14 protein-coding genes are annotated in these 15,120 nt (G+C 68.1%); 4 read left to right on the forward strand and 10 right to left on the reverse strand.

What is annotated here, in order from left to right; translation table 11 throughout:
* Positions 1–18 precede the first annotated feature (18 nt).
* The gene (locus WFH25_RS02715; protein WP_336696736.1) at positions 19–441 is read left to right on the forward strand and encodes an NUDIX domain-containing protein; all 423 of its coding nucleotides are present in this window, start codon (positions 19–21) and stop codon (positions 439–441) included.
* A 75-nt stretch (positions 442–516) separates the two neighbouring features.
* On the opposite strand, the gene WFH25_RS02720 is transcribed toward WFH25_RS02715, so the two are convergent.
* Entirely contained in the window at positions 517–1,041 is a 525-nt protein-coding gene (locus tag WFH25_RS02720; protein ID WP_336696737.1) for a hypothetical protein, read from the reverse strand.
* 107 nt (positions 1,042–1,148) lie between these two features.
* On the opposite strand from WFH25_RS02720, the gene WFH25_RS02725 reads away from it, so the two are divergent.
* Positions 1,149–2,210, forward strand: coding sequence for a hypothetical protein (locus WFH25_RS02725; protein WP_336696738.1), 1,062 nt, complete (start codon positions 1,149–1,151; stop codon positions 2,208–2,210).
* A 128-nt stretch (positions 2,211–2,338) separates the two neighbouring features.
* On the opposite strand, the gene WFH25_RS02730 is transcribed toward WFH25_RS02725, so the two are convergent.
* The 9 genes from WFH25_RS02730 to WFH25_RS02770 all read right to left on the reverse strand — a co-directional run bounded on the left by WFH25_RS02730 (position 2,339) and on the right by WFH25_RS02770 (position 9,891).
* Entirely contained in the window at positions 2,339–3,142 is an 804-nt protein-coding gene (locus WFH25_RS02730) for a MerR family transcriptional regulator (protein WP_336696739.1), read from the reverse strand.
* Entirely contained in the window at positions 3,135–3,671 is a 537-nt protein-coding gene (locus WFH25_RS02735) for a VOC family protein (RefSeq protein WP_092385546.1), read from the reverse strand. Before WFH25_RS02735 ends, WFH25_RS02730 begins: the two co-directional genes overlap by 8 nt.
* A 148-nt stretch (positions 3,672–3,819) precedes the next feature.
* Complete coding sequence (locus WFH25_RS02740; protein WP_336696740.1) at positions 3,820–4,371, reverse strand: hypothetical protein; 552 nt, start codon at positions 4,369–4,371, stop codon at positions 3,820–3,822.
* Between the two features lie 275 nt (positions 4,372–4,646).
* On the reverse strand, positions 4,647–6,014 hold the full coding sequence (gene dnaB / locus WFH25_RS02745; RefSeq protein ID WP_070417481.1) for a replicative DNA helicase: 1,368 nt from the start codon (positions 6,012–6,014) through the stop codon (positions 4,647–4,649).
* A 558-nt stretch (positions 6,015–6,572) separates the two neighbouring features.
* Positions 6,573–7,025: a 50S ribosomal protein L9 gene (rplI, locus tag WFH25_RS02750; protein WP_069712629.1), complete on the reverse strand. Its 453-nt coding sequence runs from the start codon at positions 7,023–7,025 to the stop codon at positions 6,573–6,575.
* 14 nt (positions 7,026–7,039) lie between these two features.
* The gene (gene rpsR, locus WFH25_RS02755) at positions 7,040–7,297 is read right to left on the reverse strand and encodes a 30S ribosomal protein S18 (protein WP_017887834.1); all 258 of its coding nucleotides are present in this window, start codon (positions 7,295–7,297) and stop codon (positions 7,040–7,042) included.
* 47 nt (positions 7,298–7,344) lie between these two features.
* Positions 7,345–7,914: a single-stranded DNA-binding protein gene (locus WFH25_RS02760; protein WP_070417480.1), complete on the reverse strand. Its 570-nt coding sequence runs from the start codon at positions 7,912–7,914 to the stop codon at positions 7,345–7,347.
* 3 nt (positions 7,915–7,917) lie between these two features.
* Positions 7,918–8,295, reverse strand: coding sequence for a 30S ribosomal protein S6 (gene rpsF / locus WFH25_RS02765; RefSeq protein ID WP_070417479.1), 378 nt, complete (start codon positions 8,293–8,295; stop codon positions 7,918–7,920).
* Positions 8,296–8,454: 159 nt separating this feature from the next.
* On the reverse strand, positions 8,455–9,891 hold the full coding sequence (locus WFH25_RS02770) for a CCA tRNA nucleotidyltransferase (protein WP_261645873.1): 1,437 nt from the start codon (positions 9,889–9,891) through the stop codon (positions 8,455–8,457).
* A gap of 124 nt (positions 9,892–10,015) precedes the next feature.
* Here WFH25_RS02770 and WFH25_RS02775 point away from each other — a divergent pair, with 124 nt between their 5' ends.
* Together WFH25_RS02775 and trxB are read left to right on the forward strand one after the other, a co-directional pair.
* Positions 10,016–14,020 carry a DUF6049 family protein gene (locus WFH25_RS02775; protein WP_336696741.1) on the forward strand — a complete coding sequence of 1,335 codons (4,005 nt, stop codon included), beginning with the start codon at positions 10,016–10,018 and terminating at the stop codon, positions 14,018–14,020.
* Between the two features lie 79 nt (positions 14,021–14,099).
* On the forward strand, positions 14,100–15,098 hold the full coding sequence (gene trxB, locus WFH25_RS02780) for a thioredoxin-disulfide reductase (protein WP_070417477.1): 999 nt from the start codon (positions 14,100–14,102) through the stop codon (positions 15,096–15,098).
* Positions 15,099–15,120: the final 22 nt, after the last annotated feature.

Consider the following 15,120-nt stretch of genomic DNA (forward strand, 5'->3'; position numbering starts at 1 on the left):
GGATGGTGAACTGGGATCATGCGTATTCGGTCAGCCGCAGTCGTCGTGCTCGATGAGCAGGTGCTGGTGATCAAGAGACGCAAGGACGGTCGGAGCTACTGCGTGCTCCCCGGAGGCGGCGTCGAAGAGGGCGAGAACCTGCGCGAGGCCTGCTTCCGTGAACTCCTCGAAGAGACCGGGCTCGAAGGCGACGTGGGCGATCTGCTCGACGTTCCCGTGGACCGCGACGTGCCCGCCGCATACTTTGCGGTGCGAGTGACCTCCATGGAGGTGTCGCTCGGAGGACCTGAGCTGCGCCGTGCGTCGGCAGGTAACGAGTACGACCCGAGCTGGATCGCCGCAACGTCGCTCGACGAGGAACGGCTTGTTCCTGACGAAGCGCGACAGGCAGTACACCTCGTCTTGAGCGCGCAACAGCCGCCATTGAATCCGTTTCGGTAGCCGATCGGCTGACGAGACGCGTCGGGGCGTCGGTTGCGCGCCTCTTCCCGCCGGGCCGTCCACTGGCCCACCTAATCAGTGCGCGAGCGTCCCCTGGTCTTGGTCACGTCTGGCCTTTCGTCTCGCTGCCCGACGGAAGCCCATGAGCGCAGCGCCGCACACAACCGTCGAGATGATGCCAATGGCCGTACCGCCGGCCGACCCGCTTCCGTAGTTTGACCAGGGTAGCCCGAGAGCCCATTGCAGTGCAGGGCCCACTACGAGTAGCACTCCGGCCGGCACGACGACGATGAGCGAGGCGCTGCGGCCGCTCCAAGAAGGATGAAGCAGAACTACCACGGCGGCCGCGGCGACGACCGCGAGAGCACCGTAGATCCACGATGCTCCGGACATCCGCCAGCCGTCGTGTGAGAGCCAGTCTTGGACTCCTCGGATGGTCCGTGCCCAAGCGTGCTGACCTCTGCCATGTGTCGACGAGATGACAGGCAACGGCCACCCGATGATCGCGAGACCTCCGGCAATTGCGCTCGCGATTCCGAGCACGACCACCCCGAAGCGCGACCCGGTTCTGGGCTCGACTTCGAAGTCGGAGATGCTCACGCCAAGGAGGCTATAGGGCGAGCGGCGCGGTCGTTCCAACCGGGCACGCCGCCGGTAGAGGATCGGCACCTGCGACTGTTCAGAGCCCGTAGCTGACGCTCCCTGACGTGCTCAATCCCGTCGGCTTCAGCTACGTTCACCGCATGAACGACAGTGAGACGCCGGACGATCACGAGCGTGATGAGTGCGATGATGCGCCCAACGTCGACGCATCGATCCAGGGGGACGACGCGGAGAGTGACCAGCCTGCGCGACGGATCGTTGTCCCTGGATCCGGGGGCAATGCGGATGTAAGGGGCATCGTTGGCAGGCTCGGTCTGCTGAATTTCGACGCCAGCATGTTCGCGAACTTTACCTCGCTGTACACGCCGTCGATCGACTTCTCACGCTTCGCCGCTTGGGGGCACTCCTCAGCGGTTGCGGACCTCAGCAGGAGGATCGCCGAGCAGACGATGGCAAGCGCCCTGCTGTACTCCCCCGCCTGGTTCGAGCCAATCGTCGAGGCGCTGCGTGAGAGCAGCAAAGGTTGGAATTTCCCAGACATCGCGGATCTTGTCCGCCCCGCTTTGCCGGCGAACATCATGGAAGCGGACATCGACTACGAGCCCGACGAATGGATGACCTGGATCTCTGAAGGCCTCGTGATCGCGTGGGTTCCCGATGCCGGGACGCTCGAGCTCATCGCCGCAGCCGGCACGCCCGCGGAGCGCCGCTCGGCTGTGTCGACGCGCGCCGACGAGGTCCTCGAGTCGTGCGAGCACCTCCTCGGCCAGATCACCGCCGCCGACTACGTCCCGTTCGTCGAGCCTGTGCGGCGCGCGATCGCGGGGATTCGCGCGGACTTCTCGGATCTCGCGCAGGCGTACGCGGCAAGCACGCTGGAAACGATCGTGGCGATGAAGTACGGCCCATATGGCCACTACCGCAAGATTGAGAACGAGCACGAACAGGCGCAGCTGTTCCGGAGCGAGCTACACCTCGCACAGCTCAAGGCCGTCTTCCAGAGCTTTACCGAAGACGCCATCCCCACCACCTTCAACCGGCAAGCGACCGTGCACGCCGTTGCGCGCGGGAAGCAGTACTCCCGGCTGAACGCTGTGCTCGCTGTGGGCCACCTGGTCAGCGTGCTGTGGAAGTACGAGCTCGACACACGCGACGCGCACCACTAGCCGGATACGGCCGGAAGTGGATCCGGGGGGCGCCCGATGACCGATCGATCATCGAGACGGTGGCTCAGGGTAGCGTTCGCTCCCACGTTGACGTCGGCTGCTACGCGCGCCACCGTGAGCTGCGACTCCTAATGCCAGGTGGCGGTGTCGGGGTCGATGCCGCGGGCGCGTGCGCCGGCGTCGATGATGCGACGCAACCACGAGGCGAGGCCGGTTCGGACGCCGTCGTAGTGTGCGGCGTACGCGGGATCGGCTTCGTACACGCGGCCGAGGACGACCTGCATCTGCCGGGTAATCGGGAAGTAGGCGGAGAACACCTCGCGGTGCTGTTCAACGAGAGCGTCCGCGGTCGGGCTGCCGGGTTCGACACCAGCATCCATTGCGTCGGCAAGGGCCTGATCAAACGCCGCCGACGCATCGGCGACGGCCTGCCAGTCGTCCACGGTTCGTGACGCGGAGCGTTCGGCGTAGTGCCGCCACTCCGGCGTATCGCCGTAGAGTTGCCGTGCCTCAGCCGGCCACTGCGGATTCCATCCAGGCCCGAACGTCGCGGTCTGCTCCTCAGCGGTCATGAGCAGCCCGTGCTCGTGGGCGTCGGCCATCCGGGCCAGGTCATCGCCCAGCGCGCTGAGATGCTCGATCCGCGCCGCAAGCTGGGACTGCTGGGCGCGCAGCGCAATGACAACAGCCGCACTCGGATCGTCGAGAACGCTCCGAATGGCTTCCAGGTCGAGCCCCAGCTCGCGGTAGACGACGATGCGCCGCAGCCGCTCGAGGTCGCCTTCGGCATAGAGCCGGTACCCGGCAGCTGACCGTGACGACGGCCTCGCAAGGGCGATCTCGTCCCAGTGATGCAACGTCCGGACCGTCACGCGCAGGCGCGCCGCGGCCTGACCGACAGTCAGGTCCACGGCGTCGCTGTCATCAGGCATGCGCTCCATTCTTCTCGCCGTCGGCGCCAGGTGCGGTGATACCGATCGCTTCGAGGTTTTTGGCGGTCTGGCTGGCCGGCTCGAAGGGTTTCGCGGCAGTGAAGACCACTCGCACCCTCTCCGGCGTGATCACCTCGACATCGCGGGTGCCCCAGGGAGTGTCCCGCGGCTCGCTCACCACGCCCGCCTCGTGGGCTCGGCACGCGGCGACGAGGGCGTCGATCTGGTTAAGGACGCACGCGAAGCTGAAGCTCACCGCCGGCGGCTGATCCGGAGCGGACGCGGTTGGGACCAGCAGGACGTCCTGAAAGGCCCACCGGCGCAGGTGCACGAGCTTGCCCGGCACGCTGAACAGGTCGAAGAAGCCCAGGCCGCGGGTCCAGAAGTCGACGGAAGCGGCCAGGTCGGTTGTCGGGATCGTCACGAACGACGGCATCCCGTAGATCCCGTGGAATGGCTCAGGCACGACCACGTCAGGGCCGGGGGCGGGGACCGGGCTCATCTCAAAGGCGTTGTAGTAGCTGCTCATGGGTCCACGTTCTGCCCTCACGCGGCGTGAGGGTCAAATCGGGGAACTCTGAGACCAACCTGTTGGCCCGGTTCACCGAGTTGCCGGCCTGCATCCGGAGAACGATCCTCATCAGGACCGGCGATGAACCTCTAATCGGGAGTCGGCGTCAATCAAGGGGAGCGAGATTTGGGTTGGAGACCGAGGGCATTTGCCATCCATGCCGCTCGTGCGTCTGTCGCACGAGCGACTCGGCGTGTGTCCGAAGCTTGGCCAACGCATCTCCGTCGTAGCCTTTGGAGCGGAAGAGCCTGAGGTTCTGGCTAAGCGCCTCCGCCCACGCACTAAGGGGGGCGAGCTTGTCGAGACGCTCGTCCACGCTGTCATCCCGGCCTGCGCTTTCGAGTACCTGTCGCCCAAGAGTCGCGCCGAGAAGTCGTTCGGCTTCGAGCCATCTGTCCAGACCGTCCCATGCTGTGTACTCGTCAGCGAGGTCGATCATCGTGATTCGGAGATTCGCTAGACGCTCGCCAACGGGCTCGGCGCTCGGGTCAAACCCCACCAGGCGCTGGACCGACTCTTGGACTGCCGACCATAATGCCGTCGTCACAGCTTTGCGAGATTCCCGAAGGGCTTCGCTTGAGCGCCGGTTCGCAAGAATCGTTCCAATGCCGGCAATTACGGCGGCCAGGCCAGAGATGATGAGCGCAGCGATGTCCATGGAGCGATTCTGCAGCCTCCCGGCCACCCACACACGGGCGTTCGTTAGCCGGTCCTCCAGTGGACCCCGGGTGCTTGTGGACGGCCTCGGACTCCTACGGCGCTACTCCGGCGCGAACCCGTCGCACATAGGTGGTCCGCGGACTATCTCAGTTCACGCACGCCATACGGCCGCCTCACGACGCACGAACACTGAGCCGACTCCTGGTCGATATCCGTGTTTCAGACACGTTGACTCGCAGCCGGATAAGTTCGCTGGCGAACGACAACAACCGCCTACTGCGGCATGTCCACGAACCTCGAGAACATCCCGTGGAACGCCACCGTGATCGTGTCCGTCGGCCCGTTGCGGTGCTTCGCCACGATGAGGTCCGCCTCACCCTGCCGCGGGTTGTCCTTCTCGTACGCCGACTCACGGTGCAGCAGGATGACCATGTCGGCGTCCTGCTCGATCGACCCGGACTCACGCAGGTCGGAGATCTGGGGCTTCTTGTCGGCACGCTGCTCGGGGCCACGGTTCAGCTGCGACAGTGCGACGACAGGGACCTGGAGCTCCTTCGCCATGAGCTTCAGCGCACGCGAGAACTCGGAGACCTCTTGCTGGCGGGACTCGACCTTCTTGCCGGATGTCATGAGCTGCAGGTAGTCGATGACGACCATGCGGAGGTTGTGCTGCTGCTTGAGACGCCGGCACTTCGCCCGGATCTCGACGAGCGTCATGTTGGGGGAGTCGTCGATGAAGAACGGGGCGTCGTTGATCCGCCCACGGGTCTGCGCGATGGTCGTCCAGTCGCGAGAGTCGACGGTGCCCTTGCGCATGTTCTGCAGGGGCACGCTGGACTCGGCGGAGAGCAGACGCATCGCGATCTCGGCGCGACCCATCTCGAGCGAGAAGAACGCGGCGGTCTCGTTGTGCTTGATGGCGGCCGCGCGGCAGAGGTCGAGCGCGAGCGTCGACTTCCCGAGGGCCGGGCGGGCGGCGATGATGATGAGCTGGCCGGGGTGGAAGCCGTTGGTGAGGCCGTCGAGCTGGGCGAAGCCGGTCGGGACACCGGTCATCTGCCCGTCGCGCCCCTTCGCGGCCTCGATCTCGTCGAGGGCGGCGGAGATGGCGTCGGTGAGGGGGACGTAGTCCTCGGTCTGGACACCACCGGCGACGTTGTAGACCTCGGCCTGGGCGCTGTTCACGAGGTCGGTGACCTCACCCTCGGACGCGTAGCCCATCTGCACGATGCGGGTGCCCGCGTCGACGAGGCGGCGCAGGACGGCCTTCTCCGCCACGATCGCCGCGTAGTACCCGGCGTTCGCCGCGGTGGGCACCATGCTCGTGACGCTGTGCAGGTACTCGGCGCCGCCGGCGCGGGACAGCAGGCCGGTCTTCGTCAGCTCGTCGGTGACGGCGATGACGTCGGTCGGCTCACCGTGCGAGTACAGGGACAGGATCGCGTCGAAGATGACCTCGTGCTTCGGGATGTAGAAGTCCACGCCACGGGCGGTCTCGATGACGTCGGCCACGGCGTCCTTCGACAGGAGCATGCCGCCGATCGTCGACTGCTCGGCGAGCATGTCGTGCGGGGGAGTGCGTTCCGCGCCACCACGATCCGCGTAGTCCTGCGGCGCGGGCTCGAGATGCGCGATCGACACACTTGCTCCTCTTGTTGAGTGGCGGCTCGTCCAGTGGCTGCGACGGGTCCGTCGACGGCGGCCGTGACGAACCGACCGTCCCTGTTCTACCCCGGGCGACCGACATCGCCGAGTCGCTGGGCCAAGCTACGGGGACAGAGTTATCCCCAGCAAACGGCCCTGTGGATAACTCTGTGGAGAGCCTGCGGAACACGCCGGGATGCTGTGTGGACAACTGTGGACAGGGGTGTGGACAAGTGTGCCGGGGAACACACTTTCGACTGCTTGACCTGGGGTTTCCTGTTCCACACCATGTGTGGAGAAGTGGGGTTCAAGTACGCATTGAAGGTTGCCGATCCGACCGTTTCGCCTGTGTAAAAACAGTTGACAAACAGAAACCTGAGGACAACTTTCCCAAGCCGTTCCCAGCAAGCGCAACCCTGTCTGAGAAGTAACCGGTCAGCGCGGGACGAGCCGCGCCTCCTGGGTCGGAACCGCCACCGACGACCCCGGAACGCGACGACGGGCGGGCCTCCCGGAGGAGACCCGCCCGTCGTGAGCGGAAGACCGCAGCCAGTGTTACTTGGCGGCGACGACCTGGAGCGAGATCACGGCAGTGATGTCCTCGCGCAGACGCACGGTGGCCTCGTGGTCACCGACGGTCTTGATGGTCGCGGGGACCTCGACCTTGCGCTTGTCGAGCGAGCCGACGCCCTGCGCCTGGACGGCGTCAGCGACGTCGCCCGGACGGACGGAGCCGAACAGACGACCGTCCTTGCCGGCCTTGACGGTCAGCTTGATGGTCGCGTTCTCGAGCTTCATCTTGAGGTCCTGTGCCTCTTCGATGGTGGCGAGCTCGCGAGCGGCACGTGCCGCACGGATCGACTCGACCTGCTTCTCGCCGCCCTTGGACCACGCGACAGCGAAGCCCTGCGGGATCAGGTAGTTGCGGGCGTAGCCGTTCTTGACGTCGACGACGTCACCGGCGGAACCGAGGCCGGAGACCTCGTGGGTGAGGATGAGCTTCGACATGTGTCGACCTCCGATCAGCGGCCGGAGCCGGCGTAGGGGAGGAGCGCCATCTCACGGGCGTTCTTCACGGCACGGGCGATGAGGCGCTGCTCCTGGACGGAGACGCCGGTGATGCGACGGGCGCGGATCTTGCCACGCTCCGAGATGAACTTGCGAAGGGTCGCGACGTCCTTGTAGTCGATGACGCCGACCTTGATCGACTTCGCGGGAGCGGCGTTCTTGCCGCCCTTACCGCGAGGCTTCCGGCGATCGCCGGTGCTCTTTCCAGCCATTGTTTGTCCTTAAGAAGTGGAAGTTGTGTCCGTTGAACCGCGGAGGATCAGAACGGGGTCTCGTCGTCGTACGTGCCGCCCGGGGTGCTCCACACGTCGTTCGACTGTGCGTTGCCGCCCTGCTGGCCACCCTGGGGGGACCAGGGCGCGTCCGACTGACCGCCGCCGTTGTTGTTCCAGCCGCCGCCGTTGCCGCCGTTGCCCGCCGGGGCGTTGCCGCCACCGACCTGGCCACGACCGCCGCCGGAACCACCCGCGGCACGGGTGATCTGCGCGGTCGCGTAGCGGAGCGACGGGCCGATCTCGTCGACCTCGAGCTCGATGCTCGTGCGCTGCTGGCCCTCACGGTCCTGGTACGAGCGCTGACGGAGACGACCCTGCGCGATGACGCGCGAGCCCTTCGTCAGCGAGCCCGCCACGTGCTCGGCGAACTCGCGCCAGACGCTCGCACGGAGGAACAGCGCGTCGCCGTCCTTCCACTCGTTCGCCTGACGGTCGAACGTGCGAGGAGTCGACGCGATGGTGAAGTTCGCCACGGCGAGCCCGTTCTGCGTGTACCGCAGCTCCGGGTCCGCGGTGAGGTTGCCCACCACCGTGATGACGGTTTCGCCGGCCACGGGTTACTCGGCGCTCGCGGTCGCGGTTGCGTTGGCGGCCTTGCGGGCCGCGCGGGCCTCGTCGCGCTGCTTCTGGGCGGCGACCTGCGCGATGCCCTCTTCGGCGCGGAGGACCTTCGTGCGGAGCACGGCCTCGGAGAGGCCGAGCTGACGGTCCAGCTCCTTGGCGGCCTCGGGGGTGGACGTGAAGTCCACGACGGCGTAGATGCCCTCGGACTTCTTCGCGATCTCGTAGGCGAGACGACGACGGCCCCAGACGTCCACGTTGTCGACGGTGCCACCGTCGTTGCGGATCACAGCGAGGAACTTGTCCAGGCTGGGAGCGACGGTGCGCTCGTCGATCTCGGGGTCGAGGATCGCCATCAGTTCGTACTGGTGCATGCGGAACCCACCTCCTCTGGTCTCAGCGGCCCCGAGCAGTTCTCGGGGCAGGAGGGTTGATGCATGTGTCCTGCCACGCAGAGTGCGCGCGGACAACCCGGCAAGCTTAGCGGACGGCCTGGAGGCGCGCCACCGGCTGTGCAGAACCGATCGCGTCCGTCAGGCGGTCGCGTCGCGGGCGGCCCACCAGTCGCGCAGGCGCGCTTCGGCATCGTCGGACCCGAGGGGGCCCTCGTCCATCCGCACCTCGAGGAGGAAGCGGTAGGCCTCGCCCACGGCACGCCCCGGCGGGATGTCGAGGATGCGCATGATGTCGTCACCGGAGAGGTCCGGCCGGATCGAGTCGAGCTTCTCCTGCTCGGAGAGTTCCCGGATCCGGTCCTCGAGGTCGTCGTACGCGAAGGCGAGCCGGTCGGCCTTGCGGCGGTTCCGGGTGGTGACGTCGGAGCGGGTGAGCTCGTGCAGGCGTTCGAGCTGGTCGCCGGCGTCCCGGACGTAGCGACGGACGGCGGAGTCGGTCCACGCGCCGTCCGTGTAGCCGAAGAAGCGGAGGTGCAGCTCGATCAGGCGGCTGACGGCGGCGATGGTGTCGTTGTCGAAGCGCAGGGCACGGAGCCGCTTCTTCGCGAGCTTCGAGCCGACGAGGTCGTGGTGGTGGAAGCTCACGGCGCCGCCGGGCTCGAGCTTGCGGGTCGCCGGCTTCCCGATGTCGTGCAGGAGCGCGGCGAGTCGGAGCACGGTGTCGGGGGCGTCGCCGGGGTGCCGCTCGGCCTCGTAGCCGATCGCCTGCGTCAGCACCGTGAGGGAGTGCTCGTAGACGTCCTTGTGGTGGTGGTGCTCGTCGATCTCGAGCCGCATCGCCGGCAGTTCGGGGAGGAACCGCTCGGCCAGCCCGGTGTCGACGAGCAGACGCACGCCGTCCACCGGTTCGTCCGTGTTCAGGAGCTTGACCAGTTCGTCGCGGACCCGCTCGGCGGAGACGATGTCGATCGAGTCGACCAGGTCCGTCATGGCCTCGCGCACCTCGTCCGAGACCGTGAAGCCGAGCTGCGCGGTGAACCGGGCGGCGCGCATCATCCGCAGGGGGTCGTCGCGGAAGGAGACCCGGGCGGCCTGGGGCGTGTGCAGGCGCTCGGCGAGGAGGTCCTCGACGCCGCCGTGCACGTCGACGAGCTCCCGTGCGGGCAACCGGAGCGCCATCGCGTTGACGGTGAAGTCTCGGCGGAGCAGGTCGTCCTCGATGGTGTCGCCGAACGCGACCTCGGGCTTCCGGGTCTCGCCGTCGTAGACGTCGCTGCGGTACGTGGTGATCTCGACCTGCTCGCCGGCCACCCGCGCGGCGATGGTGCCGAACTGCCGACCGACGTCCCAGGTGTTGCTCGCGATCGGTCCGACGATCCGCAGGATGTCGTCCGGACGGGCGTCCGTGGTGAAGTCGAGGTCGGTGACCGCTCGCCCGAGGAAGGCGTCGCGGACGGGCCCGCCGACGAGGGCCAGTTCGTGTCCGGCGTCGGCGAAGGCCCGAGCGAGGATGGCGACGGGCTCGGTGGCGGCGAGTGCGTCGAGTCGCTCGACGGCCTGGGCAACGGACTGCATGACGGTCCTCATCCTCCCAGATCGCAGGCCTGAGTTCTCCACAACGTGCGCGCGCACGGGAGCGTTCATGGTCGGGCCTCATACACTCGTGGACGGCCCGAACCGACCCCGTGGCCCCTCCCGCATGCAGATCTTCCGCACCACGCTCGCCGCCGCCGCGTCGGCCCTCGTCGCGCTCGGCCTCGTCGTCGCGCCCGCTGCGGCCGACGGTGCACTCGCCACGACGGCCTCCACGACCACGACGCACGCCGCACACCCCGCTGCGGCCGAGCAGGGCCGGACGACGATCACGATCGCGCCGGCGAACCGCGGGATCGTCCAGCGCGACGAGGACCTCGAGCTCTCCGTCACGGTCACGAACGACACCGACGCGGACGTCCCCGCCGGCACCGCGGAGCTCGACATCTTCCGCTCCGTGAGCACGCGCGACGTCCTCTCCGACTGGCTCGCCGACACCAGCACGACCGGTTACCTCGGCGCCCCGATGGACTCCGTGGACGTCCCGGCGGTCCCGGCACACCGATCCGTCACGCTCGGCTCGGTGAAGATCGTCTCGGGCAACGTCGCCCTCGGCGGGTACTCGTCGTTCGGCGCGCGACGCATCGCCGCCGAGTACACGGCGGGTGACACCTACGCCGTGGCGCGGTCGGCGATCACCTGGTACCCCGAGACCGACCAGACCCCGGTGAGCGTCTCGGTCGCGATGCCCATCACCGTCCCGGCGACGAACCAGGGCGTCCTGACGGCCGGCGTCCTGGCCTCAGCGACCGCCGTCGACGGCACGCTCACCCAGCAGCTCGACGCCGCCGAGGACCACAACGTCGCCGTCGCGATCGACCCGCGGATCATCGCGTCCATCCGGATCCTCGGCGAGAACGCACCGTCGTCGGCGACCGCGTGGTTGGACCGGCTCGAGTCGCTCCGGAACGAGACCTTCGCGCTCCCGTACGCCGACGCCGACGTCACCGGCCTCCGGCAAGCGGGAGCCGACGGGGTCCTCTCGCCGATCTCCCTCGACCAGGAGATCAAGCAGCAGAACTTCCCCGGCGCGTCCACCCCGACCCCGACCCCGACGTCGGATCCGCAGAGCCCGACGGCCGACCCCTCCGCCTCGACGTCACCGACCGACGACGCCACCGCCGACCCCGGGACGGACGACGAGGCACCCGCGACGCTGCCCACCACCGATTCCCTGCTCGACTTCCCCTACTCGATGGACGGGATCGCCTGGCCGTCGGACGGCACCGTCACCGCGGCGGACCTGCCGGCGCTCGCGAAGGCCGGTTCCAAGACGACGATCGTGTCGAGCGGCAACACGTCGGCCGGCGCGGACACGACGATCGCCGCGTCCGAGCAGATCGCCGGGCAACACGTCCTCGTGTCCGACCAGTCGATGTCCGCCCTGCTCCGCACCGCGGCGACCGCGTCGAGCCAGCAGGAGTGGTCGACGGCCATGTCCGAGCTCACCGCGACGCTCGCCACCTCCGCCCGGGCGGGCACCGCCGAGGCACCGATCCTGCTGACCCTCGGTCGCGACTGGCCGACGAACTCCGCGCGGCTGAGCCAGGCCCTCGACGCGCTCGAGGACACCGCCTGGGTCGCCCCGGCGGACCTCTCCACCGCGGCCTCCGCCACGGCCGGCTCCCTCACGCTGTCCGCCGGGACGAACGGCGACGCCCGCATCGACCAGCTGCAGCGGCTGGTGGCCGGCGAACAGGACCTCGCCGGGTTCGCGTCCGCGCTGGACACCCCGACCGACCTGACCGCGCCCGCCCGACTCCGGCTGCTCGCCCTGGCCTCGAACGCCTGGCGCACCGACACGGACGGCCTCGCGACCGCCGTGGACGCCCAGGTCGCGAACTGGGCGGGCAAGACCTCGCAGATCAGCATCCCCGACTCGAGCAGCCTCACCCTGCTCGGCGACCGGTCCTCGCTGCCGATCTCCATCCGGAACCGCTCCGACTTCCCGGTCACGGTGCTGTTGTCCGTGCAGCCGTCCAACTCCGCGCTGCGGGTGGTGCGGAACGACATCGAGGTGAAGATCCAGCCGGACTCCTCCACCCGTACGACGGTGCCGGTCCAGTCGGTCGCGAACGGCAAGGTCAACCTGACCCTCTCCCTCACGAGTCCGACCGGGGTGAAGATCGCGACCCCGGCCACCGTGGAGCTGAACGTCCAGGCGCAGTGGGAGACCGTGATCACCGCGGCCGCGGCGGTGGCGCTCGTCGCGATCTTCGGGTTCGGCATCTTCCGGAGCATCCGGAAGCGTCGCCGTCGCCGGAACGGCGACGTCGACGAGGACGACGACGAGGACCCGAACCGGCTGCTCGAGGTCCAGCCGGTGGTCGGTGGGGACCCCGCGCCCGCCGCATCGCCGCACGACGGGCGGGCACCGTTCCTCCAGTCCGACACCGCGGTGCGCGACGCACCGACAGCCGACCCCGAGGAGCCGACCATCAGCGCCACCCAGCCCGAGCCGTCCGTCGACGCGGAGCCGGCCGCCGAGCGCAGTCTCGGCCGTGCCAGTGCGATGCTCGCTGCCGGCACCATGCTGTCGCGCATCCTCGGCTTCGCGAAGACCTTCGTCCTCGCCTTCGCGATCGGCAACACCGGCTCCGACGCCGCGAACGCCTTCGGCATCTCGAACCAGCTGCCGAACAACATCTACGCGCTCATCGCCGGCGGCCTGCTGTCCGCCGTGCTCATCCCGCAGATCGTCCGGTCGATGAAGCAGCACACCGACGGCGGCGTGGCCTACGTCAACAAGATCGTGACGCTCGGCGGGTCGGTGTTCATCGTCATCGCCGTCGTCGCGACGCTCCTCGCACCGTTCCTCGTCTCCGTGTACAGCCAGCAGGCGTCCGGCGACAGCAAGGGCTTCACCGACGCGCAGACGGACCTGGCCGTCGCGTTCGCCTTCTGGTGCCTGCCGCAGATCCTCTTCTACGCGATGTACTCGCTCCTCGGCGAGGTCCTCAACGCGAAGCAGGTGTTCGGGCCCTTCACCTGGGCGCCGCTGCTCAACAACGTCATCGCGATCGCTGGACTGATCGTCTTCATCGCGCTGTTCGGCGGTCGCGACGTCAACTCCTCCACAGAGGGGTGGACGGCGATCAAGATCGCCGTCCTCGCCGGCAGCGCGTCGCTGGGCGTGTTCGCGCAGGCCGCCTTCCTGCCGTTCTTCTGGCGGCGTGCCGGACTGACCTTCCGACCGGACTTCCGCTGGCGCGGGGTGGGCCTGCGCTCCACCGGGACGGCCGCCGGGTGGCTCTTCGCGATGATCCTCGTGACGCAGCTCGCCGGCATCGTGCAGTCCCGCGTCGCGTCGCTCGCCGGGGGCGCCGGCATCGCCACCCTCGGCACGACGTGGCTGCTGTTCATGCTCCCGCACTCGATCATCGCGGTCTCCATCGCGACGGCGTACTTCACGCGGATGAGCCACGACGCCGAACGCGGCGACCTCGGAGCAGTGCGCCGCAACCTCTCGCTCTCGCTGCGGATCGTCGGCCTGTTCACCGTGTTCGCGAGCGTCGCGCTCATCGTGCTCGCGATGCCGTTCGCCCGGATCTGGGAGAACCGGTTCGACCACACCCAGGCGATGGCCGAGGTCCTGTGGGCCTACATGCCGGGTCTCGTGCTGTTCAGCATGCTCTTCATCATCCAGCGGGTGTTCTGGGCCCTGCACGACCACCGCACGCCGTTCCTGATGCAGTGCGTGCAGTCGGTGCTCTTCGTCATCGGCGCCCTCGCCGTCGCGACCTTCCCCGGCAACGTGATCGGCGTCTCGATCGCGGTGTGCACGACCGTCGCGGGCACCGTGCAGACGATCATCGCGCTCGTCCTCGTCCGCAAGCGTCTGAACGGCATCGAGGGGCCGATCGTCACCCGGTCGCACGTGCAGTTCGTCATCGCCGCGCTCATCTCCGGCGTCGTGGGGCTCGTCGTCGTCAACTTCTTCGGCGGCTTCTCGGCCGACGGGTTCGCGATGTCCGACGTCTCCGGCGCACTGATCACCATCGCCCTCACCGGCGCCGTGATGGTGCTCGTCTACTTCGGGGCGCTCGTCGTCGCGAAGAACGGCGAGATCAGGGGCGCGGTCGACATCCTGCGGAAGCGGCTCGGTCGCTGACGCGCTCCCGGGTGATGCGGAATGCCACGCCGGTAGCATGTGTTGACCCGGTCAGCTATCTACGGAAGGGCAGCGAGGCATGCGCCAGCTCATCATCATCGGTTCCGGCCCGGCCGGGTTCACCGCCGGCATCTACGCGGCACGCGCGGAGCTCAAGCCCCTGATCGTCGCCTCCAGCGTCGAGACCGGCGGCGAGCTCACGAAGACGACCGAGGTCGAGAACTTCCCGGGCTTCCCCGAGGGGATCCAGGGCCCGGACCTCATGATCAAGATGCAGGAACAGGCCGAGAAGTTCGGCGCCGAGGTCCTGTACGACGACGCCGTGTCGGTCGACCTCACCGGTGACGTCAAGAAGGTCACGGTCGGCTCCGGCGAGACGTACGAGGCCCTCGCGGTCATCTACGCGACCGGTTCGGCGTACCGCCACCTCGGCCTCGCCGACGAAGAGCGACTGTCCGGCCACGGCGTCAGCTGGTGCGCGACCTGCGACGGCTTCTTCTTCCGCCAGAAGAACATCGCCGTCGTCGGGGGTGGCGACTCCGCGATGGAAGAGGCGACGTTCCTCACCCGCTTCGCCGACAAGGTGACGGTCATCCACCGCAAGGACACCCTGCGCGCGTCGAAGATCATGCAGGACCGGGCGATGAACGACCCGAAGATCGAGTTCGCGTGGAACAAGGAGGTCACCGGCATCACGGGTGACTCCGCGGTGACCGGCGTCACGCTGCGCGACACGGTGGACGGCACCGAGAGCGAGCTGGCCCTCGACGGCCTCTTCATCGCGATCGGCAACGACCCGCGCACGCACCTGATCCACGGCCAGATCGACATCGCCCCCGAGGGCACGATCGCGGTCCAGGGTCGCTCCTCGAAGACGAACCTGCCCGGCGTGTTCGCCGCCGGTGACGTCATCGACCCGACCTACCGCCAGGCGATCACGGCTGCCGGCTCCGGCACCGTCGCGGCGCTCGACGCGGAGAAGTACCTCGCCGAGCTCGACGACGCGCTGACCGGCCCCGCCGAGGGCGTCACGCCGGAGTCGCCCGTCACGGTCGACGTCGAAGCCGCCCACGCCTGATCCACGGAATACCGCAGCGCCC

The organism is Curtobacterium sp. USHLN213 (genome assembly GCF_037144815.1).
GTDB lineage: Bacteria > Actinomycetota > Actinomycetes > Actinomycetales > Microbacteriaceae > Curtobacterium.

What these genes read in the sequence shown, in the direction of transcription:
- rplI (WP_069712629.1), bottom strand. Translation starts at nt 7,025, where the DNA reads ATGTCGAAGCTCATCCTCACCCACGAGGTCTCCGGCCTCGGTTCCGCC.
- WFH25_RS02735 (WP_092385546.1), bottom strand. Translation starts at nt 3,671, where the DNA reads ATGAGCAGCTACTACAACGCCTTTGAGATGAGCCCGGTCCCCGCCCCC.
- WFH25_RS02770 (WP_261645873.1), bottom strand. Translation starts at nt 9,891, where the DNA reads ATGCAGTCCGTTGCCCAGGCCGTCGAGCGACTCGACGCACTCGCCGCC.
- WFH25_RS02730 (WP_336696739.1), bottom strand. Translation starts at nt 3,142, where the DNA reads ATGCCTGATGACAGCGACGCCGTGGACCTGACTGTCGGTCAGGCCGCG.
- trxB (WP_070417477.1), top strand. Translation starts at nt 14,100, where the DNA reads ATGCGCCAGCTCATCATCATCGGTTCCGGCCCGGCCGGGTTCACCGCC.
- WFH25_RS02740 (WP_336696740.1), bottom strand. Translation starts at nt 4,371, where the DNA reads ATGGACATCGCTGCGCTCATCATCTCTGGCCTGGCCGCCGTAATTGCC.
- rpsR (WP_017887834.1), bottom strand. Translation starts at nt 7,297, where the DNA reads ATGGCTGGAAAGAGCACCGGCGATCGCCGGAAGCCTCGCGGTAAGGGC.
- WFH25_RS02715 (WP_336696736.1), top strand. Translation starts at nt 19, where the DNA reads ATGCGTATTCGGTCAGCCGCAGTCGTCGTGCTCGATGAGCAGGTGCTG.
- WFH25_RS02775 (WP_336696741.1), top strand. Translation starts at nt 10,016, where the DNA reads ATGCAGATCTTCCGCACCACGCTCGCCGCCGCCGCGTCGGCCCTCGTC.
- rpsF (WP_070417479.1), bottom strand. Translation starts at nt 8,295, where the DNA reads ATGCACCAGTACGAACTGATGGCGATCCTCGACCCCGAGATCGACGAG.